We start from the raw sequence: 22,298 nt of genomic DNA, 5'->3' as shown, positions 1-22,298 counted from the left end.
ATCACCGAAGCAGGATGTTTGCCATGATTCGTATGCCTCTGGCTACCGCCAGTCTGCTGGCCATCGCTATTTCCCTCGCCGGTTGCGGCGAAGGCAAAGACAAAGAAAAGGCGGCCGCCCAGGCGCCGGTTCCGGCCGCCAGCACTGCCGCCGCCCCTGCTCCGGCCGCCGCCGGCAAAGTCGACGAAGCCGCAGGCAAAGCGGTCGTCTCGCACTACGCCGACATCGTCTACGCCGTCTACAGCGATGCCGAATCCACCGCCAAGACCCTGCAGACCGCCATCGACGCCTTCCTGGCCAAGCCGAACGCCGACACCCTCAAAGCCGCCAAGGCCGCCTGGGTCGCCGCCCGCGTGCCTTACCTGCAGAGCGAAGTGTTCCGCTTCGGCAACACCATCATCGACGACTGGGAAGGCCAGGTGAACTCCTGGCCCCTGGACGAAGGCCTGATCGACTACGTCGACAAGTCCTACGAGCACGCGCTGGGCAACCCGGGCGCCACCGCCAACATCATCGCCAACACCGAGATCCAGATCGGCGAAGACAAGGTCGACGTCAAGGACATCACCCCGGAGAAACTCGCCAGCCTGAACGAGCTGGGCGGCTCCGAAGCCAACGTCGCCACCGGCTACCACGCCATCGAATTCCTGCTGTGGGGCCAGGATCTGAACGGCACCGGCCCGGGCGCCGGCAACCGTCCGGCCTCGGACTACCTGGAAGGCGCCGGCGCCACCGGCGGCCACAATGACCGTCGCCGCGCCTACCTGAAGGCCGTGACCCAACTGCTGGTCAGCGACCTGGAAGAAATGGTCGGCAACTGGAAGCCGAACGTGGCCGACAACTACCGCGCCACCCTGGAAGCCGAACCGGCCGAAGCCGGCCTGCGCAAGATGCTGTTCGGCATGGGCAGCCTGTCCCTCGGCGAACTGGCGGGCGAGCGCATGAAGGTGTCCCTGGAGGCCAACTCTCCTGAAGACGAACAGGACTGCTTCAGCGACAACACCCACAACTCGCACTTCTACGACGCCAAGGGCGTGCGCAACGTCTACCTGGGCGAGTACACCCGCGTCGACGGCACCAAGATGACCGGCCCGAGCCTGTCGTCCCTGGTGGCCAAGGCCGACCCGGCCGCCGACACCGCCCTGAAGAACGATCTGGCCGCCACCGAAGCCAAGATCCAGGTCATGGTCGATCACGCCAACAAGGGCGAGCACTACGACCAGTTGATCGCCGCCGGCAACACCGCCGGCAACCAGATCGTGCGTGACGCCATCGCATCCCTGGTCAAGCAGACCGGTTCGATCGAGGCCGCCGCCGGCAAACTGGGCATCAGCGACCTGAACCCGGACAACGCCGACCACGAGTTCTGATCCGCGTTGCACGAATGAAAGAGGCGACCTTCGGGTCGCCTTTTTTTGTTTGCCCCACATCAAGCAAACGATAATTCCTCTTATTCAATCCCCCTCGCCCTGTTAGACTTTGCGCCTTCAAAATTGCCGCTGCCGCAGGAAGTCTGATGCCCTCGCTGCCTCTTCGCTTGTCCGCACTGTGTCTGGCCCTGGGCCTGAGTGCCTGCGATGACGCCCCGCGCTTCACCAAGGCCGAACCGGGCGAAGCCCGCTCGGGCGGCAGCGCTACCGTGAACAAGAGCGACCGGAACGCGTTTTCCCTGCCGTCGGCCAACCTGCCGCCGTCGCGCCGGGTGGACTTCAGCGTCGGCAACAGCTTCTTCCGCAGCCCCTGGGTGATCGCGCCGTCGACCACCACCGCCCGCGACGGCCTCGGCCCGCTGTTCAACACCAATGCCTGCCAGGGTTGCCACATCAAGGACGGCCGCGGCCACCCGCCTGCGCCCGACGCGGTCAATGCGGTGTCGATGCTGGTGCGCCTGTCGATCCCCGATGCGCCGGAATTCGCCAAGGTCATCGAACAGACCGGCGTGGTGCCGGAGCCGGTCTACGGCGGCCAGTTCCAGGACATGGCCGTGCCCGGCGTCGCGCCGGAAGGCAAGGTGCGGGTCGAATACACCCCGGTGCCGGTGCGCTTTGCGGACGGCACCGAAGTCGAACTGCAGCAGCCCGTCCTGCAGCTCACCCAGCTCGGCTACGGCCCGATGCACCCCGACACCCGCTTCTCGGCCCGGGTCGCCCCGCCGATGATCGGTCTCGGCCTGCTCGAAGCGATCCCCGAGGACGCGATCCTCGCCAACGCCGCCGCCCAGGCCAAAGAAGGCAACGGCATCAGCGGCCGGCCGAACCGGGTCTGGGACGACGCGCAGCAAAAGACCGTCCTGGGCCGCTTCGGCTGGAAAGCCGGGCAACCGAGCCTCAATCAACAAAACGTTCACGCGTTCTCGGGTGACATGGGCCTCACCACTAGCCTGAGACCCTTCGATGACTGCACCGACGCGCAAGCCGCCTGCAAACAGGCGCCGAACGGCAACGGCCCGGACGGCGAGCCGGAAGTCAGCGACAACATCCTGCGCCTGGTGCTGTTCTACAGCCGCAACCTGGCCGTCCCGGCGCGGCGCGGCGTCGACGACCCGCAAGTGCTGGCCGGCAAGAGCCTGTTCTTCCAGGCCGGCTGCCAGTCCTGCCACACGCCCAAGTACACCACCGCTGCCGATGCAGCGGAACCTGAGCTGGCCAATCAGGTGATCCGCCCCTACAGCGATCTGCTGCTGCATGACATGGGCGAAGGCCTGGCCGACCACCGTACCGAATTCCAAGCCAGCGGCCGCGAATGGCGCACCCCGCCGCTGTGGGGCATCGGCCTGACGCAGACGGTCAGCGGCCACACCCGGTTCCTGCACGACGGCCGCGCCCGCGACCTGCTCGAAGCCGTGCTCTGGCACGGCGGCGAAGCGCAGAAGGCGCAGCAACAGGTTTTGTCTTTCAACGCCGAGCAGCGCGCCGCGCTGCTGGCGTTTCTGAACTCACTTTAAACACTTAAAAGAATCGGGAGCCCGACATGTTCCGTCCCAAGCTGTTGTTCACCAGCCTTGCCGCCCTGGCCCTGGGCGCGTGCTCGCCGCAGGATCCGCAAGCGGTCACTTCGGCGGCCATCGCCAAATCGGTGATCCTGCCGACCTACACCCGCTGGGTCGAGGCCGACAAGCAACTCGCCATCAGCGCCCTCGCCTACTGCCAGGGCAAAGAGACCCTGGACACCGCCCGCGCCGACTTCCTCCACGCGCAGAAGGCCTGGGCCGAGCTGCAGCCGCTGCTGATCGGCCCGCTGGCCGAGGGCAACCGCGCATGGCAGGTGCAGTTCTGGCCGGACAAGAAGAACCTCGTCGGCCGCCAGGTCGAGCAACTCGTCGCCGCCCAGCCGCAGATCGACGCCGCCGCCCTGGCCAAGTCCAGCGTCGTGGTGCAGGGCCTGTCGGCCTACGAGTACATCCTGTTCGACAGCAAGCCTGACGTGGCCGACGCCGCCCAGAAAGCCAAGTACTGCCCGCTGCTGGTGGCCATCGGCGAGCGCCAGAAGCAACTGGCCGAAGAGATCCTGCAGACCTGGAACAACACCGACGGCATGCTCGCGCAGATGAGCAAGTTCCCCAACCAGCGCTACGCCGACTCCCACGAAGCGATCGCCGATCTGCTGCGGGTGCAGGTCACCGCCCTCGACACCCTGAAGAAAAAGCTCGGCACGCCGATGGGCCGCCAGACCAAGGGCGTACCGCAGCCGTTCCAGGCCGATGCGTGGCGCAGCCAGTCGTCGCTGACGGCGATGGAAGCCAGCCTCGCCGCCGCCAAGACCGTCTGGGAAGGCGTCGACAACAAAGGCCTGCGCGGCCTGTTGCCGGCCGAGCAGAAGCCGTTGGCGGACAAGATCGACGCCGCCTACGCCGCCTCGCTCAAGCTGTTCGGCAGCACCCAGCGCTCGCTGACCGAAATGCTCGGCGACGACGCCGGCCGCCAGCAGCTCAACGACATCTACGACAGCCTCAACGTCGTCCATCGCCTGCACGAAGGCGAACTGGCCAAGGCGCTGGGTATCCAACTGGGCTTCAACGCCAACGACGGTGACTGATGAGGGCACGTGCCATGCTGCGACGCCAGGCTCTGACTTTAGGTAGTTTGCTGCTGGGAGCAGTGACGCTGGGCGGCTGGACGCTGTTCAAGCGCAAGGAGCAAAGCCCCCTGCTGCTGTCGGCCCGGGACGACGCCGACGGCCGCCACTACGCCGTCGGCTACCGCCTGGACGGCACCCGGCTGTTCGCCACCGAAGTCGGCCAGCGCTGCCACGACATCATCAACCACCCGACGCTGCCGATCGCGCTGTTCGTCGCCCGCCGCCCGGGCACCGAGAGCTATCTGATCGACCTGCGCGACGGTGCGTTGCTGCAGACCGTGACCTCGCAGCCGAACCGGCATTTCTACGGCCACGCGGTGATCCACCACAGCGGCGACTACCTCTACGCCACCGAAAACGACACCACCGACCCGGGCCGCGGCCTGTTGGGGGTGTACCGGTTCGAGGGCGAACGGCTGGTGCACAGCGGCGAGATCTCCACCCATGGCCTGGGGCCGCATCAGGTGTCCTGGATGCCCGACGGCGAAACCTTGGTGGTGGCCAACGGCGGCATCCGCACCGAGGCCGAAAGCCGGGTGGACATGAACCTCGACGCCATGGAGCCGAGCCTGGTGCTGATGCGCCGCGACGGCACGCTGCTGAGCAAGGAAACCCTCGCCCAGCAAATGAACAGCGTGCGTCACCTGGGCATCGCCAGCGACGGCACCATCGTCGCCGGCCAGCAGTTCATGGGCCCCTCGCAGGAGCGCTCGGAACTGTTGGCGATCAAGCGTCCGGGCCAGCCGTTCGTGGCGTTCCCGGTGCCGGACCACCAGTTGCAGTCCATGGGCCATTACACCGCCAGCGTCGCCGTGCACAGCGACTTGCGGCTGGTGGCGCTGACCGCCCCGCGCGGCAACCGCTTCTTCATCTGGGATCTGGACAGCGGCGAGGTGCGCCTCGACGCGCCGCTGCCGGACTGCGCCGGGGTCGGCGCGGTGAAGGACGGCTTCGTCGTGACCTCGGGTCAGGGACGCTGCCGCTACTACGATTGCCGCCAGGACGAACTCCTGGCCAAACCGCTGGATCTGCCCGCGGGGCTCTGGGACAACCATCTGCACCTGATGGCATGAAGCCTGCCGCCGCCGGCCCCGCCGGCGGCGCTTCCCCGTTGCCTCCTCTCCCCTCATACCCTGTAAAAACTGGCAGTTGGAATCCCTGCCGGACTCGGAGTAATGTGCCCGCCTGTCTCGCCTGATTTTCTCCAAGGAACTGGAATATGCTGCGTCGCCGCATGCTGAAGATGTTGGGTGTCGTACTGCTGATCGTCCTGGCGCTGGCCGGCTACAAGGCCTTCACCATCTACACGATGATCCAGGGTTTCGCCAAGCCGAAACCGCCGATCAGCGTCGCCGTCGCCACCGCCGCCGAGCGCCCGTGGCAGATGCGCCTGCCCACCGTCGGCACGCTCAAGGCGCTGCAGGGCGTCGAACTGAGGCTGGAGACCAACGGCACCGTCACCGAGCTCAAGTTCGAGTCCGGGCAGAAGGTCAAGGCCGGACAGCCGCTGCTGCAGCTCGACAGCGCGGTGGAGTCCGCCCTGCTCGAAACCGCCAAGGCCGATCTGGGCCTGGCGCAGCTGGACTTCGGCCGCGGCAGCCAGCTGGTCGGCAGCAGCGCCATCTCCAAGGGCGAATACGACCGGCTCTCGGCGCAACTGCAAAAGAACAAGGCCACGGTCAACCAGCTCAACGCGGCGCTGGCGAAGAAACGCATCGCCGCGCCGTTCAGCGGCACCATCGGCATCCGCCAGGTCGACGTCGGCGACTACCTCGCCAGCGGCACCAAGATCGCCACCCTGCAGGACCTGAGCAGCCTCTACGCCGACTTCTATGTCCCGGAGCAGTCGGCACCGAAGCTGGCCCTCGGCCAACCGGTGCAGATCGCGGTCGCGGCGTTTCCCGGCCAGACCTTCCCCGGCACCATCAGCGCGATCAATCCGATCGTGGAAAGCACCACCCGCAACATCCTCGTGCGCGCCACCCTGGCCAACCCCGACGGCAAGCTGCTGCCGGGCATGTTCACCAGCGTCGAGGTGCTATTACCGGATCCGCAGAAGCACGTGGTGGTGCCGGAGAGCGCGGTCACCTACACCCTCTACGGCAACTCGCTGTACGTGGTCGGGCAGAAGAAGGCCGAGGACGGCAGCGTCGAGAAGGACGACAAAGGCCAGCCCGTGCTGATCGCCGAACGGCGGTTCATCGAGACCGGCGAACGCCGTGACGGCCTGGTGATGATCAACAAGGGCGTGCAGAGCGGCGAACAGGTGGTGACGGCCGGCCAGATCAAACTGGACAACGGTGCCCACATCGCCATCAGCGACGACAAGACCCTCGGCGAGCAGAACAGTCCGCGCCGCGCCGACTGATCAAGGAAACCCCATGGCCTTTACCGACCCGTTCATCCGTCGCCCGGTGCTCGCCACCGTGGTGAGCCTGCTGATCGTGCTGCTGGGCTTCCAGGCCTGGAGCAAGCTGCCGCTGCGCCAGTACCCGCAGATGGAAAACGCGCTGATCACGGTGACCACCGCCTACCCCGGCGCCAACGCCGAAACCATCCAGGGCTACATCACCCAGCCGATGCAGCAGAGCCTGGCGAGCGCCGAGGGCATCGACTACATGACCTCGGTCAGCCGCCAGAACTTCTCGGTGATCTCGATCTACGCGCGCATCGGCTCCAACAGCGACCGCCTGTTCACCGAACTGCTGGCCAAGGCCAACGAGGTGAAGAACAAGCTGCCGCAGGACGCCGAGGACCCGGTGCTGAGCAAGGAGTCCGCCGACGCCTCGGCGCTGATGTACATCAGCTTCTTCAGCAAGGACCTGAGCAATCCGCAGATCACCGACTACCTGTCGCGGGTGATCCAGCCGAAGCTGGCGACCCTGCCGGGCATGGCCGAGGCGGAGATCCTCGGCAACCAGGTGTTCGCCATGCGCCTGTGGCTCGACCCGGTGAAGCTCGCCGGCTTCGGCCTGAGCGCCAGCGACGTGACCAACGCCGTGCGCCAATACAACTTCCTGTCCGCCGCAGGCGAAGTGAAGGGCGAATATGTGGTCACCAGCATCAACGCCAACACCGAGCTGAAGTCCGCCGAGGCCTTCGCGGCGATCCCGCTCAAGGTCGACGGCGACAGCCGGGTGCTGCTGCGGGACGTGGCCCGGGTCGAGATGGGCGCCGAGAACTACAACTCCATCAGTTCCTTCGGCGGCACGCCGTCGGTGTACATCGGGATCAAGGCGACCCCGGCGGCCAACCCGCTGGACGTAATCAAGGAAGTGCGCAAGATCATGCCGCAGCTGGAGGCCCAGCTCCCGCCCAACCTCAAGAGCGAAATCGCCTACGACGCCACGCTGTTCATCCAGGCCTCCATCGACGAAGTGCTCAAGACCCTGTTCGAAGCGGTGCTGATCGTGATCGTGGTGGTGTTCCTGTTCCTCGGGGCGCTGCGTTCGGTGGTGATCCCGGTGGTGACCATCCCGCTGTCGATGATCGGCGTGATGTTCTTCATGCAGATGATGGGCTATTCGATCAACCTGCTGACCTTGCTGGCGATGGTGCTGGCCATCGGCCTGGTGGTGGACGACGCCATCGTCGTGGTGGAGAACATCCACCGCCACATCGAGGAAGGCAAGACGCCGTTCGAGGCGGCCTTGGAAGGCGCCCGGGAAATCGCCTTGCCGGTGGTGTCGATGACCATCACCCTGGCGGCGGTGTACGCGCCCATCGGCTTTCTCACCGGGCTGACCGGGGCGTTGTTCAAGGAATTCGCCCTGACCCTGGCCGGGGCGGTGGTGATCTCCGGGATCGTCGCCCTGACCCTGTCGCCGATGATGTGCGCCGTGCTGTTGCGCCACGACGAGAACGCCAGCGGCCTGGCCCATCGCCTCGACCTGATCTTCGAAGGCCTCAAGCGCCGCTACCAGAGCCTGCTGCACGGCACGCTGAATACCCGGCCGGTGGTGCTGGTGTTCGCGGTGATCGTGCTGTGCCTGATCCCGGTGCTGCTCAAGTTCACCAAGTCGGAGCTGGCGCCGGACGAGGACCAGGGGATCATCTTCATGATGGCCAACGCCCCGCAGCCGACCAACCTCGACTACCTGAACACCTACACCGACGAATTCATCAAGATCTTCAAGGAGTTCCCCGAGTACTACTCGTCCTTTCAGATCAACGGCTACAACGGCGTGCAGACCGGCATCGGCGGCTTCCTGCTCAAGCCCTGGAACGAGCGCCACCGCACGCAGATGCAGATCCTGCCCGAAGTGCAGGGCAAGCTGGAACGCATTCCCGGCCTGCAGATCTTCGGCTTCAACCTGCCCTCCCTGCCCGGCACCGGCGAAGGCCTGCCGTTCGAGTTCGTGATCAACACGGCCAACGACTACGAAGTGCTGCTGGAGGTCGCCGACCGGATCAAGAAACGCGCTGCGGAATCCGGCAAGTTCGCCTTCGTCGACCTGGACCTGGCGTTCGACAAGCCGGAAGTGGTGGTCGACATCGACCGGGCCAAGGCCGCGCAGATGGGCGTGTCGATGCAGGACCTGGGCGGCACCCTCGCCACCCTCCTGGGCGAGGCCGAGATCAACCGCTTTACCATCGAGGGGCGCAGCTACAAGGTCATCGCCCAGGTCGAACGGCCCTACCGCGAGAACCCGGACTGGCTGAACAACTACTACGTGAAGAACACCCGTGGCGAACTGCTGCCGCTGTCCACCCTGATCACGGTGACCGACCGCGCAAGGCCGCGGCAGCTCAACCAGTTCCAGCAACTCAACGCGGCGAAGCTGTCCGGGTTTCCGCTGGTGAGCATGGGCGAAGCCATCGACACCGTGCGCCAGATCGCCCGGGAAGAGGCCCCCGCCGGATTCGCCTTCGACTACGGCGGCTCCTCCCGGCAGTACGTGCAGGAAGGCAGCGCGCTGTGGGTGACCTTCGCCCTGGCGCTGGCGATCATCTTCCTGGTGCTGGCTGCGCAGTTCGAGAGCTTCCGCGACCCGCTGGTGATTCTGGTCACGGTGCCGCTGTCGATCTGCGGCGCGCTGATCCCGCTGTTCCTGGGCTGGTCGAGCATGAACATCTACACCCAGGTCGGGCTGGTGACGTTGATCGGCCTGATCAGCAAGCACGGCATCCTGATCGTCGAGTTCGCCAACCTGCTGCGCAAGGAGAAGGGCCTGAGCGCCCGGGAGGCCGTGGAGGAAGCGGCGGCCATCCGCCTGCGTCCGGTGCTGATGACCACGGCGGCGATGGTGTTCGGCATGGTGCCGTTGATCCTGGCGAGCGGCGCCGGCGCGGTCAGCCGTTTCGACATCGGCACGGTGATCGCGACGGGCATGTCCATCGGGACCTTGTTCACCCTGTTCGTCCTGCCGTGCGTCTACACCTTCCTGGCCAAGCCCGACAAGGCACAGTGACCGGGAGCTCGCTCCCTCACCACAGGAGCGACAAGGCACAAAAAAAGGCCTCGCGTCGGCGAGGCCTTTTCATAAGGCTGCGGGGGAATTCAGCTCTGGGGTCTCATCCGTTGCGAGAGACCGAACATGAACAGCAACAAATCATGATCCGGTTCAGACGACACGGCGGTCTTCACCACCCGAGGCACCGGGCGATGGACTTCGCCCGCCGATTTGCCGATCACCTGCATGCGTGGCTGTTCCCAGGCCGCCACCGCCAATGAAGCAACTGCCAAGGCTCCTACCAAAAACAAACCTCGCGCAATTTCTAGTTTCATCGCTATAAACCTTTGATAGCGCTGCCAAACGCCGTCTCATAAAAGTAGACGAGTTTTTTCCAGTCCGAATCCCTGAACGACGAATGGCGACGCAATTGCTTCATGTCATGGGCTGCCGCGCGACCGGCGGTCAGCCGACGGCGGCATTTCTCGAGATCGATCAGGGCCACTTCAACCTGGGCCCCGTCGCCTTCATCGGTGACGCGGACAAACACATGCTTGATGTAGATGCAGCTGTGCTGCCAACGGCCCCGGTGCAGACGCGCCAGGTTGTCGGCCAGGTCCTTGAGCACACGCTCGTACACCACCTCGCCATGGCGCTCGCGGCCGCCGGCGGCTTCCCATTGCTCCAGCTCCAGAAAGCCGTCCAGGGACTTGGTCACCAGCAGCGCACGCCATTTGTGCACAGGGTCAGACTGGGCGCCGCAGAACACGATCTGCGGTACGCGCACGCCGAGCGCGCTGGCGCCGTTCAGCGCATCGCGCTCGCGCAGCACCGTCGGGCGACCGAACGGATGCATCAAGCTGCGGTAGATGTGACCGGTCTGGCGTTTGGCATACAGCAGCTGGCCATCGCGGCCCATGACCCGTTGCACCCCACTCTCACCGCCGCGGCGCACGTTGGGCTCTTCCACCCACTCGCCCCGCTGGTTCCAGTAGTAGTCGAAGCGATCCTGGGGAGCGACTTCCGTTTCTGCTGCAATATGCACTGCCATCCCGTTACCTCTTGCGTAATACGTAAACCCGCCACATGGCATACAGCGGAATAAAATCCAGTTGTTCCTGGATGCGGAAACCCGCCTCTTCAAATTCTTTCTCGACCGTAGCGGCCGGTAACACAAAGCGGTTCTGGTAACCCTCTTGCCCACGCTTGCGCTCGGCGCGCTTGCGTTTCCAGGCCTTGAAATTGCCGTCCACCCACAACGAAACGACCACGCTGTCACGGGTGACGCGCTCGAACTCGCGCAAAATGGCCCGTCGATGCTCGGCTTCACCGATGTGATGGAGCAAACGCATGCAGAAAATGCTGTCGACGGCGTTGTCAGGCAAGGCGATGTCGAACGCAGATGTGTGCAAGGGTTGTACCCGTTTCACCACATCGGCCGGTTGGGCCTGCATGGCGGTCTTGATCATCGACTCGGAGTTGTCCGCGCCGATGATCACCCGGTTCGGCTTTTCCGCCAGCAGCGGCCAGAAACGTCCGGCCCCGCAAGGCAGGTCCAGCACCAGCCCCGGTTCGCCGACCAGGGTCAGCGCCTTGCGGGCCAGTTGCAGGTCACGCCAGTGCGACAACCGACGCCCGAGACCGTCCTGATGCTTGCGCAGATACTTTTGCGCATGGTTGTCGTCGTACTTTTCGGAAAAATCGAGCTTGATCGGGCCGGCCATCACCAGGACTCCTGAATTACTGATGAGGCCACCTTATGCAGGGCCGTGTCAGCGTCAGGTCATCCATTTGTGAAAAAAACGTCATGTAAAACCCTAAAACATTTCAGGGTTTTACAACCATTCCGCAGTAGCTCAGGGCCATCACTGTAGCTCAGGTCCGTCCCAAGTCCACCTCGAATCGGCAACCATTGGGTTCCATCGTGCTCAGATTGACGCTCCAGCCCTGGTTTTCGCAGATCCGCTGCACCAGCGAGAGCCCAAGCCCCAGGCCTTCGCCGCGCTTTTCGGTGCCGCGCACGAACGGCTGGAACATGGCTTCGCGTTTCTCTTCGGGGATACCCACCCCCGAATCCTCGACCACGAAACCGTTGCCGCTGAGGGTCAAGCGAATGAACCCCTGTTCGGTGTAGTGCAGCGCATTGCGCAGCAGGTTGCCCATCACCGCGTTGAGCAGAGTCGCGTTGTAGAGGGTGTCCGGCGGGGTGCCCGGCTCGAAGATCAACGTGAGCCCCTTGCTCTCGATCGGCTCGCGCCACAGGCACAGCAGGCTGTCCGCCACCTGCGCCAGGCTCTGCCGGGGCGAGACGCCAGCGTCTTCGCGCTTGGCCCGGGCCAGCATCAGGAAGGTCTGCACCAGTTCGCGCATTTCTTCGCTGGCACGGGCAATCCGCTCGACCTGGGCCCGGCCGCGCTGATCGATGCCCGGGTTCTCCAGCAGCAGCTCGCAGGAGCTGGCCAGCACCATCAACGGCGTGCGCAGTTCGTGGCTCACGTCACTGGTGAACAGGCGCTCACGGGTCAGCGCCTGGCGCAGCCGCCCGAGGGTGGCGTCGAACGCCACCGCCAGTTCGCCCACTTCGTCGGCCGCGTAGTCCGGCGCCAGCGGCGGCGCCAGGCCGAGCAACTGATCACGGTGACGCACCTGGCGCGCCAGCCGCACCACCGGCGCCATCACCTTGCGCGCCAGCACCCAGCCCAGGAACACCGCCAACGCCAGGCTGAGCACGAAGCCCACCAGCACCACGGCGAACAGCACGCGCTCGCGCTCTTCGAAATCGCTTTGGTCCTGCAGCAGCACATAGCGCCGGCCGTCGACGATCTCGACCATGGCGTGATACGACAGCTGCTCGCGAAAGACTTCGTGAAAGCCCGAGTCCAGGTGGCGCAGGTCCTTGGGCAGCTCGAAGTCGCCCGGTCCGCCGCTGAAGTAGAACAGTTGGTCCGGCTCGGGCCGGTGGCTCCAGTCCGAGACGTTGTCCATCAGCAGCAAGCGCTGCAGGTCGCCGCCCAGCCCCGCCGAAATCAGTTTTTCCTCGACCAGGTGGACCGTCGCGACGATCCCCATGGCGAACGCCCCCGCCACCAGTGCGCTCATCAACGCAAAGGCGATGATGATCCGCTGGGCAAGGCTCTGCTTAAACTCCATCACGCCCCTCGGCCAGGCGGTATCCCACGCCGTGCACGGTGTGCAGCAACGGCTTGGCGAACGGCTTGTCGATCACCTGGCGCAGTTGGTGGACATGGCTGCGCAGGCTGTCGCTGTCCGGGCAGTCGTCGCCCCACAGCGCCTCTTCGAGGATCTCCCGGCGCAGCACGTGAGGGCTTTTCTGCATCAGCACCGCGAGCAGCTTGAGGCCGACCGGGTTGAGCTTGAGCAGCTTGCCTTCGCGGGTGACCTCCAGTGTGTCGAGGTCGTAGTTCAGGTCGCCGACCTGCAAGGCACGGCGGCCGCCGCCCTGGGTGCGGCGCATCACCGCCTCGACCCGGGCCGCCAGCTCGGACAACGCGAACGGTTTGATCAGGTAATCGTCGGCGCCGGACTTGAAGCCCTGCAGGCGGTCGTCGAGCTGGTCGCGGGCGGTGAGCATGATCACCGGGGTGTCACGGCGCGCGTCTTCGCGCAGCCGTTTGCACAGGGTGTAACCGTCGATGCCCGGCAGCATGATGTCGAGCACGATCAGGTCGTAGTGTTCGGTGGCCGCCAGGTGCAGGCCCGACAGGCCGTCCTGGGCGCAATCGACGGTATAGCCCTTGAGCCCCAGGTAATCGGCCAGGTTGGCCAGGATATCGCGGTTGTCCTCAACCAAAAGAATTCGCATGGGCACCTCCTCCGTACACCGAAACGGCCGTCATGGCCCGCGCAGCTTACGGCCAAGCGCCGCTCAGGGCTAGGGCCGCACGCCGCCCGGGCAGAGCCTTGGCGGCAACTCGAGACTTTAACGAGATTTTCACTATCGGTTCACACGCCGACGACAGCGACAGCGCGAGACTCCCGCGTTTTATGTAGGGATGGTAGCCAATGGACTTTTTCAGGACAGCGCCCATGCGCTTTCTGCTGTTGATCACCGGCGCCTGGCTGGCGGTGTTCTTCCTGACCCGGACAGTGTTGCTGCTGACCCACCTGGACGAGGCCGGCGGCGTCGCCTTTTCCCTCTTCGGCATCGGCCTGCTCTATGACCTGGGCTTTCTGGCCTATGCGGCGCTGCCGATGGGACTGTACCTGCTGCTGTGCCCGCCGGCCCTGTGGCGCCGCCGGGGCCATCGCTGGTTCCTGCAAGGGCTGTTGACAGTCAGCCTGTTCGCGATGCTGTTCACCGCCGTGGCCGAGTGGCTGTTCTGGGACGAGTTCGGCGTGCGCTTCAACTTCATCGCGGTCGACTATCTGGTGTACTCCGATGAAGTGCTGAACAACGTGCTGGAGTCCTACCCGATCGGCACCCTGCTCAGCGTGCTCGCGCTGCTGGCCGCTGGCCTGAGCCTGGCGCTGCGCAAGCCGTTGAACGCCGCGCTGGACGCGCCGTTGCCGCCGCTGCGCGCACGCCTGTTCAATGCGTTGGCCCTGCTGATCGTCGCCGGCCTGAGCCTGCAACTGCTCGGCCAAGGTTTCCCCCGCGCCCAGGGCGGCAACGCCTACCGGAACGAACTGGCGAGCAACGGCCCTTATCAGTTCTTCGCCGCGTTCCGCAACAATGAACTGGACTACGGCCAGTTCTACAGCAGCCTGGCCCCCGAGGCCGTCGGCCGACAGATCCGCGCCGAACTGAACGAGCCCAATGCGCGCTTCATCGACCAGGATCCCCAGGACATCCGCCGGATGATCGACAACCCCGGCACGCCGCGCAAAACGAACATCGTGCTGGTGACCATCGAAAGCCTGAGCGCCAAGTACCTGGGCAGCAACGGCGATGAGCGCAACCTGACGCCGAACCTGGATGCCTTGCGCAAACAGAGCCTGTACTTCAACAACTTCTACGCCACCGGCACCCGCACCGACCGCGGCCTGGAGGCCATCACCCTGGCCATCCCGCCGACGCCGGGCCGCTCCATCGTCAAGCGCATCGGCCGCGAGAGCGGCTTCGCCAGCCTCGGCCAGCAGCTGAGCGCCGTCGGTTACGACAGCGTGTTCGTCTACGGCGGGCGCGGCTATTTCGACAACATGAACGCGTTCTTCAGCGGCAACGGCTACCGTGTCGTCGACCAGAGCAGCGTCGACGAGGCCGAGATCCACTTCAAGAACGCCTGGGGCATGGCCGACGAGGATCTGTACAAGCAGACGCTGAAACTGGCGGACGCTGACTTCGCCAAAGGCCAGCCGTTCCTGCTGCAGTTGATGACCACCTCCAACCACCGCCCGTACACGTATCCGGACAACCGGATCGACATCAAGTCCGGCAACGGCCGCGACGGTGCGGTGAAGTACACCGACTACGCCATCGGCCAGTTCCTGGAACAGGCGCGGCAGAAGCCCTGGTTCGACGACACGATCTTCATCTTCGTCGCCGACCACACCGCCGGCAGCGCGGGCAAGGAAGACTTGCCGATCAACAACTATCAGATCCCGCTGTTCATCTACGCGCCCAAGCTGATCCAAGCGCGCGAAGACGCTCAGCTGGCCAGCCAGATCGACCTGGCGCCGACGCTGCTGGGGCTGCTCAACCTGGATTACCAATCGACGTTCTTCGGCCGCAACCTGTTGCAGGACAACCCGTTGCCGCCGCGCGTCGTGGTGGGCAACTACCAGCACCTGGGGCTGTTCGACGGCAAGGATCTGGCGATCCTCAGCCCGCGCCAGGGCCTGCGCCGGCATGACGACGCCCTGAGCGAAAGCCGCGAGTCCCGCGCGGGCAGCGACGACCTGCTGATCGGCCGCGCCATCACCTATTACCAAACCGCCAGTCATGGCTTCACGCAACAGCTGCTTGGCTGGAAAGCGCCCAAGGAGGGTGCGCCGCAAGTCAGCGAACGTTAACCGAAGCGCCCCGGGGCCGATGCGCCGGGGCGTTTTTTTGTTTCAGGATCCATCATGCCATCAAGCGCTGTACGCCCCACCCCCCGTCCGCTCAACTTCTGGCTGTGCCTCGGCATTCCCGTCGCCGCCGCCGTCATTCTGGTGCTGCTGGAACTGACCGATCTGGATATGGATCTGGCGCAGCTGTTCTATGATCCGGCCGCCGGCGACTTCATCGGCCGCCACAGCTACTTCCTGGAAAACATCCTCCACGACCGCGCCAAGCAGGTGGTCATCGCCTTCTCGGTGTTTGCCGTCCTCGGTTTCGTCGGCGCGTTCTTCATGACGCGCCTCAAGCCGTTCAAGCGTGAGCTGGGTTGCCTGGTGCTGTCGCTGGGCCTGGCCACTTCGTTCGTGACCCCGATGAAGGCCGTCACCGCCGTGCAGTGCCCCTGGAGCCTGGAGCAGTTCGGTGGACACGAAACCTACAGCAAACTGCTCAGCCACCGTCCGGACACCGACAAGCCCGGCCGCTGCTGGCCGGGCGGACACGCCGCCACCGGGTTCACCCTGTTCGCGCTGTTTTTCGCACTGCGCGACCGGCGTCCGCGCCTGGCGCGCCAGGCGTTCATCTTCGCGTTTGCGTTGGGTTCGGTGTTTTCCGTCAGCCGGATGATGCAGGGCGCGCACTTCTTCTCGCACAACGTGTGGACGGCGATCTTCTGCTGGCTGATTTGCCTGGGGTCGTACTACTGGGTGCTGTACCGCCCGGCCGTCCGGGCCGAGGCCGCACCTGCGGCGCAACCGGCCAACGCCTGACAGGCAACGCCCGTCGACGCCATCGCCGGCAGGCGGGCTCCCACAGAGAACCGCATCGGCGGACACCGCCAGACACTGTGGGAGCCCGCCTGCTGGCGATTGGCGGCATGCCAGTTAGCGCTACATTGACTGGCACGGCCCATTCGCGAGCAGGCTCGCTCCTACAACGGACACCGGTGAACCTGAAATCCGGGCAATAAAAAACCCCGCCTGCTCATCGCAGGCGGGGTTTTTCGTACAGGGGTGAGGCTGGCTTACATCATGCCGCCCATGCCGCCCATGCCGCCCATGTCTGGCATGCCGCCGCCAGCTGGAGCGTCTTTCTTCGGCGCGTCGGCCACTGCAGCTTCGGTGGTCAGGATCAGACCGCCGATGGACGATGCCGCTTGCAGTGCGGAACGGGTCACCTTGGTCGGATCCAGGATGCCCATTTCGATCATATCGCCGTACTCGCCGGTCGCGGCGTTGTAACCGAAGTTACCTTTGCCGTTCTTGACTTCGTTAACCACAACGCTTGGCTCGTCGCCGCTGTTGGCGGAGATCTGACGCAGCGGCGCTTCAACGGCGCGGCGCAGGACAGCGATGCCCACGTCCTGGTCGGCGTTGTCGCCTTTGAGGGTGCCGATGGCTTCCAGAGCGCGGATCAGCGCAACGCCGCCGCCAGGCACCACGCCTTCTTCGACGGCTGCGCGGGTGGCGTGCAGGGCGTCTTCAACGCGGGCTTTCTTCTCTTTCATTTCGACTTCGGAACCGGCGCCGACCTTGATCACCGCAACGCCGCCGGACAGCTTGGCCAGACGCTCTTGCAGTTTTTCACGGTCATAGTCCGAGGAAGTCTCGGCCACTTGGGCGCGGATCTGGGCGATGCGGGCTTCGATGTCGCCCTGAACGCCAGCACCGTCGACGATGATGGTGTTTTCCTTGGACAGGGTCACGCGCTTGGCGTTGCCCAGGTGCTCCAGGGTGGTGCTTTCCAGGCTCAGGCCGATCTCTTCGGAGATCACGGTGCCGCCGGTCAGGACGGCGATGTCCTGCAGCATGGCCTTGCGGCGGTCGCCGAAACCAGGCGCCTTGACGGCTGCGACCTTGACGATGCCGCGCATGTTGTTCACGACCAGGGTCGCCAGGGCTTCGCCCTCGACGTCTTCAGCCACGATCAGCAGCGGACGGCCGGCTTTGGCGACGGCTTCCAGCACTGGCAGCATTTCGCGGATGTTGGAGATCTTCTTGTCGACCAGCAGGATCAGCGGGCCGTCGAGCTCGGCCACCATGGTGTCCGGCTTGTTGACGAAGTACGGGGACAGGTAGCCGCGGTCGAACTGCATGCCTTCGACGACCGACAGTTCGTTTTCCAGGCCCGAACCTTCCTCAACGGTGATCACGCCTTCTTTGCCGACCTTTTCCATGGCTTCGGCGATGATGTCGCCGATGGAGTTGTCGGAGTTGGCGGAGATGGTGCCCACCTGAGCGATGGCCTTGGTGTCGGCGCAAGGCTTGGACAGCTTCTTCAGCTCAGCGACGATGGCGATGGTCGCCTTGTCGATGCCGCGCTTGAGGTCCATCGGGTTCATGCCGGCAGCGACGGCCTTCAGGCCTTCGTTGACGATCGACTGAGCCAGGACGGTGGCGGTGGTGGTGCCGTCGCCGGCGTCGTCGTTGGCACGGGAGGCAACGTCTTTGACCAGCTGCGCGCCCATGTTCTCGAAGCGGTCTTCCAGCTCGATCTCTTTGGCGACGGAAACGCCGTCCTTGGTGATGGTCGGAGCGCCGAAGCTCTTCTCGAGAATCACGTTACGGCCTTTCGGGCCCAGGGTCGCTTTTACCGCGTCAGCCAGGACGTTGACGCCGACGAGCATTTTCTTGCGGGCGGAATCGCCGAATTTAACTTCTTTAGCAGCCATGATCGATATTCCTTGAATGCTTTAAGGTAGCGGGAAAATGAACGGGGTCTATCAGCCTTCGATGACGGCGAGGATTTCGTTCTCGCTCATCACCAGCAGGTCTTCGCCGTCGACTTTCACAGTGTTGCTGCCGGAGTAAGGACCGAACACGACCTTGTCGCCGACCTTCACGGACAGTGCACGCACTTCACCGCTTTCCAGAGCTTTGCCCGGGCCTACAGCGAGGACTTCACCGTGGTTGGCCTTCTCAGCAGCCGAACCTGGCAGGACGATACCGCCAGCGGTTTTCTTTTCTTCTTCGCTGCGACGGATAACGACGCGGTCATGCAGAGGACGAAGCTTCATTGTCGATCTCTCCTAATTGTGGTTTTCATCGGCCGGTGTAGTCCCGGCGGGTTTAACGAATCCGGCCTGCGCCGGTTGCGGCTCGACGTGCGAGACGCGGAAGTCTGTCCGGCGGATGCGCCGGAAACCTTGCGGTGACCGATACATAAGGGCGCATAAGCTTATTACAAGGGCGGGGCAGAAAAATTTTCTCAGGCAGGCCCCGGAAACGGACACGGCACCCGAAGGTGCCGTGCCGAGACAGGTGTCACTTGGTGTCGCGGTGCTCGAACTCGCCTTCGATCACCGTCGGTTCGCGGCCCAGGGGCTCGCGCGGCGCGGGGCCGCCACGGGGTTGCAGGTCGTCGGCGAAAGCGCGCTGGCGCATGGCCTGCTCTTCGGCGCGCTGGCGCATCTTGCCGGCGATCAGGCGACGGCTCAACGGCAGCAGCATCAGCAGGCCGACCACGTCGCTGATGAAGCCCGGCAGGATCAGCAGGCCGCCGGCCAGCGCCAGCATCAGGCCTTCGAGCATGGTCTGCGCGGGCAGCTCGCCGCGGCTCAGGCTTTCACGGGCACGCAGCGCGGTAGCCAGCCCGGCGACGCGCAGCACGAACACGCCGAACATCGAGCCGAGGATGATCAGCAGCAGGGCCGGGAAAAAACCGATGGCTCCCGCCACCTTCACGAATACGAACAGCTCCAACACCGGGAAGAGCAGAAAGAGCAACAAATAAGGGCGCATCTAAGGGTTCCTCAACGCAAGAATGCCTTGCAAGTAAGCCTTAGATGACGTCGCCCTTTCGTGAATTCAAGCGCCTGCGGGCGCATTTTTCGGCCAATGTTCGGCGCGGGCCAGGAAAACCAAGGCTTCGCGGACTTGTGTCGGCGTGTTGCAAGGCGCTTGGAACGGCAGCCAGTACAACGCCTGGCCGATGCGCAGGTGCATGCCCTCGGTGTCGATCCCGGCCATCTGCGCCGGTGCGCCTTTGGGCAGGCCGGCGAGGTCGACGTAATGGGCGATGGCCTTGGCGTGGTCGCTGTTCATGTGCTCGACCATGCTGATCTCGGCCTGGCCGGCGAACGGGTTGGCCAGCGTCAGGTGCTCGACCCAGTGGATCGCGCCGAAGCCGCCGATGTAGCGGTGGCGCACCGGCTTGAGCACCCAGAAGTCGAAGTCGTGGGCCTTGTGGTAGTTCTGCGAGTCAGGGAAATAGCGGTAGTAGCGCTCGGCGGCGGCTTCGATGGCGGCTTCGTCCGCAAGCTTTTCCGCTTCCGCCAGGTAAGTCAGGCGACCGACGGCCTGCACGTCTTCGGCCTCGCGCTCGCCCACCAGCAGCGAGCACTTGGGATCCTTCAGCAGGTTGTGGGTGTGCTGGGCGATGCGGCTGATCAGGATCAGCGGCCGGCCCTGGTCGTCGAGGCAGTAGGGGACCACGGAGCCGAACGGGAAACCGGGCATCGACTTGGAGTGGGTCGAGAGCACTCCACGGTATTCCTTGAGAAGCAATTCTCGGGCATGCTTAGCCGCTTCAACGCTCAATTTATGACTCCTTTAATAATTTCCGTCATAAAAACGGACGGGCGCCCGGGTCAAGTCCCGGCCACGCCGACGGGCAATTCTGATGTGCAACCTCGCTGCGGCCGGTGCAGATCCAGAGGCCCCAAAAGGACACCACTTTGACCTGCCATCGGGGGCACGCGCATGCAACTCACTGACAAAGTAATCATTATCACCGGCGGTTGCCAGGGTCTGGGCCGTTCCATGGCCGAGTACTTCGCCGGCAAGGGCGCGAAGCTGGCGCTGGTGGACCTGAACCAGGAAAAGCTCGACGCCGCCGTCGCCGCCTGCAAGGCCAAGGGCGTCGAGGCGCGCAGCTACCTGTGCAACGTCGCGGACGAAGAGCAAGTGACGCACATGGTCGCCCAGGTCGCCGATGACTTCGGCGCGATCCACGGCCTGATCAACAACGCCGGGATCCTGCGCGACGGGCTGCTGCTCAAGGTCAAGGACGGCGAAATGACCAAGATGACCCTGGCCCAGTGGCAGGCGGTGATCGACGTCAACCTGACCGGCGTGTTCCTGTGCACCCGTGAAGTGGCGGCGAAGATGGTCGAGCTGAAGAACGGCGGCGCCATCATCAACATCTCGTCGATCTCCCGCGCCGGCAACGTCGGCCAGACCAACTATTCCGCCGCCAAGGCCGGTGTCGCCGCCGCCACCGTGACCTGGGCCAAGGAGCTGGCGCGCTACGGCATCCGCGTCGCCGGCATCGCGCCGGGCTTCATCGAGACCGAAATGACCCTGGGCATGAAACCCGAAGCGTTGGAGAAGATGACCTCGGGCATTCCGCTCAAGCGCATGGGCAAGCCGGAAGAGATCGCCCACTCGGCGGCCTACATCTTCGAGAACGACTACTACACCGGGCGGATCCTGGAGATGGATGGCGGGTTGCGGATCTGACGTCACCGCACTAGGCGGCCGGTCGGTGCATCTGGGTTGATGCCATCGCCAGCAGGCTGGCTCCCACAGGTTGCGCGGTGCACGCAGGTTTGCGAACGACCGCAATCAAGGTGGGAGCCAGCCCTGCTGGCGATGGCGTCAGCCCAAGCGCCGCAGGACAGCCCTGCGGCGTGGCGGTTCGGTCAGTCGTCGCTGACGGTGATGTTCGGCATCGCCGGGGTCGCCGCTTCCTGCAGCACGATCCGCGCGCCGACATGGCGGGCCAGGTCCTGGTAGACCATGGCGATCTGGCTCTCCGGCTCGGCGATCACCGTCGGCTTGCCGCCGTCGGCCTGCTCGCGGATGACCATCGACAGCGGCAACGAGGCCAGCAGTTCGACGCCGTACTGGGTCGCAAGCTTCTCGCCGCCGCCTTCGCCGAACAGATGCTCGGCATGCCCGCAATTCGAGCAGATGTGCACGGCCATGTTCTCCACCACGCCCAGCACCGGGATGTTGACCTTGCGGAACATCTCCACGCCCTTGCGGGCATCCAGCAGCGCCAGGTCCTGGGGCGTGGTGACGATCACGGCGCCGGCCACCGGGACTTTCTGCGCCAGGGTCAGCTGGATGTCGCCGGTGCCCGGCGGCATGTCGATCACCAGGTAGTCCAGGTCGCCCCAGGCGGTCTGCGTGACCAGTTGCAGCAGCGCGCCGGACACCATCGGGCCGCGCCAGACCATCGGTGTGTTGTCGTCGGTCAGGAACGCCATCGACATGACTTCCACGCCATGGGCCTTGAGCGGCACGAACCACTTCTGGTCCTTGACCTCAGGGCGGGTGCGCTCGGGGATGCCGAACATGATGCCCTGGCTCGGGCCATAGATGTCGGCGTCGAGAATGCCCACCTTGGCGCCTTCGCGGGCCAGCGCCAGCGCCAGGTTGGCGGCGGTGGTGGATTTGCCCACGCCGCCCTTGCCGGACGCCACGGCGATCACGTTCTTGACGTTGGCCAGGCCCGGGATCTGCGCCTGGGCCTTGTGCGCGGCGATCACGCTGGCGATCTCGACACGGGCACCCGCCACGCCGTCCAGCCCTTCGATGGCCATCTGCAGCACCTGCGCCCAGCCGCTCTTGAACAGGCCGGCGGCGTAGCCCAGCTCCAGCCGGACGCTGACGCGGTCGCCCTGGATCTCGATGTCGCGCACGCAACCGGCGCTGACCGGATCCTGGTTCAGGTAAGGGTCGGTGTATTGGCGAAGGACGGCTTCCACCGCTTCGCGGGTGACGGCGCTCATGGGCAACTCCGGTAGCAAGACTGGGAAAAGATGGCGGCTATCCTACCCCTTCTGCCGTGCGGACGGCATGTCCGGCAAACATTTGCAGGGG

Annotated in this window: 19 protein-coding genes; 9 read left to right on the top strand and 10 right to left on the bottom strand. The window is 64.8% G+C overall.

Annotated elements, in window-relative coordinates; genetic code table 11:
- Positions 1 to 23 precede the first annotated feature (23 nt).
- The 6 genes from CAG41_RS04370 to CAG41_RS04345 all read left to right on the top strand — a co-directional run bounded on the left by CAG41_RS04370 (position 24) and on the right by CAG41_RS04345 (position 9,488).
- The gene (locus CAG41_RS04370; protein WP_085629485.1) at positions 24 to 1,370 is read left to right on the top strand and encodes an imelysin family protein; all 1,347 of its coding nucleotides are present in this window, start codon (positions 24 to 26) and stop codon (positions 1,368 to 1,370) included.
- Positions 1,371 to 1,516: 146 nt separating this feature from the next.
- Entirely contained in the window at positions 1,517 to 2,944 is a 1,428-nt protein-coding gene (locus tag CAG41_RS04365; protein WP_085693900.1) for a di-heme oxidoredictase family protein, read from the top strand.
- A gap of 26 nt (positions 2,945 to 2,970) precedes the next feature.
- Positions 2,971 to 4,035, top strand: coding sequence for an imelysin family protein (locus CAG41_RS04360; protein WP_085580299.1), 1,065 nt, complete (start codon positions 2,971 to 2,973; stop codon positions 4,033 to 4,035).
- A gap of 14 nt (positions 4,036 to 4,049) precedes the next feature.
- On the top strand, positions 4,050 to 5,150 hold the full coding sequence (locus CAG41_RS04355) for a DUF1513 domain-containing protein (protein WP_085580297.1): 1,101 nt from the start codon (positions 4,050 to 4,052) through the stop codon (positions 5,148 to 5,150).
- Positions 5,151 to 5,296: 146 nt separating this feature from the next.
- Positions 5,297 to 6,445: an efflux RND transporter periplasmic adaptor subunit gene (locus tag CAG41_RS04350; protein WP_085580294.1), complete on the top strand. Its 1,149-nt coding sequence runs from the start codon at positions 5,297 to 5,299 to the stop codon at positions 6,443 to 6,445.
- 13 nt (positions 6,446 to 6,458) lie between these two features.
- Complete coding sequence (locus tag CAG41_RS04345; RefSeq protein ID WP_085580292.1) at positions 6,459 to 9,488, top strand: multidrug efflux RND transporter permease subunit; 3,030 nt, start codon at positions 6,459 to 6,461, stop codon at positions 9,486 to 9,488.
- An 89-nt stretch (positions 9,489 to 9,577) separates the two neighbouring features.
- Here the strand turns inward: CAG41_RS04345 and CAG41_RS04340 are convergent, their stop codons facing one another.
- The 5 genes from CAG41_RS04340 to colR form a co-directional block, all read right to left on the bottom strand.
- Positions 9,578 to 9,805 carry a hypothetical protein gene (locus CAG41_RS04340; RefSeq protein ID WP_085580290.1) on the bottom strand — a complete coding sequence of 76 codons (228 nt, stop codon included), beginning with the start codon at positions 9,803 to 9,805 and terminating at the stop codon, positions 9,578 to 9,580.
- A gap of 2 nt (positions 9,806 to 9,807) precedes the next feature.
- Positions 9,808 to 10,521 (bottom strand): lipopolysaccharide kinase InaA family protein, encoded by a 714-nt coding sequence (locus CAG41_RS04335; protein ID WP_085706728.1) that lies wholly within the window; start codon positions 10,519 to 10,521, stop codon positions 9,808 to 9,810.
- A 4-nt stretch (positions 10,522 to 10,525) separates the two neighbouring features.
- The gene (locus CAG41_RS04330) at positions 10,526 to 11,194 is read right to left on the bottom strand and encodes a class I SAM-dependent methyltransferase (RefSeq protein ID WP_085580286.1); all 669 of its coding nucleotides are present in this window, start codon (positions 11,192 to 11,194) and stop codon (positions 10,526 to 10,528) included.
- A gap of 151 nt (positions 11,195 to 11,345) precedes the next feature.
- Positions 11,346 to 12,620: a HAMP domain-containing sensor histidine kinase gene (locus CAG41_RS04325; protein WP_085580284.1), complete on the bottom strand. Its 1,275-nt coding sequence runs from the start codon at positions 12,618 to 12,620 to the stop codon at positions 11,346 to 11,348.
- Positions 12,610 to 13,293, bottom strand: a complete 684-nt coding sequence (colR, locus tag CAG41_RS04320; RefSeq protein ID WP_085580282.1) for a two-component system response regulator ColR — start codon at positions 13,291 to 13,293, stop codon at positions 12,610 to 12,612. The genes CAG41_RS04325 and colR overlap by 11 nt, the downstream gene beginning before the upstream one ends.
- Positions 13,294 to 13,493: 200 nt before the next feature.
- On the opposite strand from colR, the gene CAG41_RS04315 reads away from it, so the two are divergent.
- Together CAG41_RS04315 and CAG41_RS04310 are read left to right on the top strand one after the other, a co-directional pair.
- Positions 13,494 to 15,443, top strand: coding sequence for an LTA synthase family protein (locus CAG41_RS04315; protein ID WP_085706727.1), 1,950 nt, complete (start codon positions 13,494 to 13,496; stop codon positions 15,441 to 15,443).
- A gap of 54 nt (positions 15,444 to 15,497) precedes the next feature.
- Complete coding sequence (locus tag CAG41_RS04310; RefSeq protein WP_085629476.1) at positions 15,498 to 16,241, top strand: phosphatase PAP2 family protein; 744 nt, start codon at positions 15,498 to 15,500, stop codon at positions 16,239 to 16,241.
- Between the two features lie 254 nt (positions 16,242 to 16,495).
- On the opposite strand, the gene groL is transcribed toward CAG41_RS04310, so the two are convergent.
- The 4 genes from groL to CAG41_RS04290 all read right to left on the bottom strand — a co-directional run bounded on the left by groL (position 16,496) and on the right by CAG41_RS04290 (position 20,009).
- Entirely contained in the window at positions 16,496 to 18,142 is a 1,647-nt protein-coding gene (gene groL, locus CAG41_RS04305) for a chaperonin GroEL (protein WP_085580275.1), read from the bottom strand.
- A 51-nt stretch (positions 18,143 to 18,193) separates the two neighbouring features.
- Positions 18,194 to 18,487, bottom strand: a complete 294-nt coding sequence (locus CAG41_RS04300) for a co-chaperone GroES (protein ID WP_085580273.1) — start codon at positions 18,485 to 18,487, stop codon at positions 18,194 to 18,196.
- 247 nt (positions 18,488 to 18,734) lie between these two features.
- A complete protein-coding gene (locus CAG41_RS04295) occupies positions 18,735 to 19,211 on the bottom strand; it encodes an FxsA family protein (RefSeq protein WP_085580272.1) in 477 nt (158 codons plus the stop codon).
- 66 nt (positions 19,212 to 19,277) lie between these two features.
- Positions 19,278 to 20,009, bottom strand: coding sequence for a HugZ family protein (locus tag CAG41_RS04290; RefSeq protein ID WP_085629474.1), 732 nt, complete (start codon positions 20,007 to 20,009; stop codon positions 19,278 to 19,280).
- A gap of 162 nt (positions 20,010 to 20,171) precedes the next feature.
- Here CAG41_RS04290 and CAG41_RS04285 point away from each other — a divergent pair, with 162 nt between their 5' ends.
- Positions 20,172 to 20,930, top strand: coding sequence for an SDR family oxidoreductase (locus tag CAG41_RS04285; RefSeq protein ID WP_085580267.1), 759 nt, complete (start codon positions 20,172 to 20,174; stop codon positions 20,928 to 20,930).
- Positions 20,931 to 21,112: 182 nt separating this feature from the next.
- Here the strand turns inward: CAG41_RS04285 and apbC are convergent, their stop codons facing one another.
- Complete coding sequence (gene apbC, locus CAG41_RS04280; protein WP_085580265.1) at positions 21,113 to 22,207, bottom strand: iron-sulfur cluster carrier protein ApbC; 1,095 nt, start codon at positions 22,205 to 22,207, stop codon at positions 21,113 to 21,115.
- Positions 22,208 to 22,298 lie beyond the last annotated feature (91 nt).

Origin of the sequence: Pseudomonas sp. B35(2017), assembly GCF_002113645.1 — a bacterium.
GTDB lineage: Bacteria > Pseudomonadota > Gammaproteobacteria > Pseudomonadales > Pseudomonadaceae > Aquipseudomonas > Aquipseudomonas ekonensis.
The sequence above is the reverse complement of the archived record's forward strand: the minus strand, read 5'-3'. Positions and strand labels throughout refer to the sequence as shown.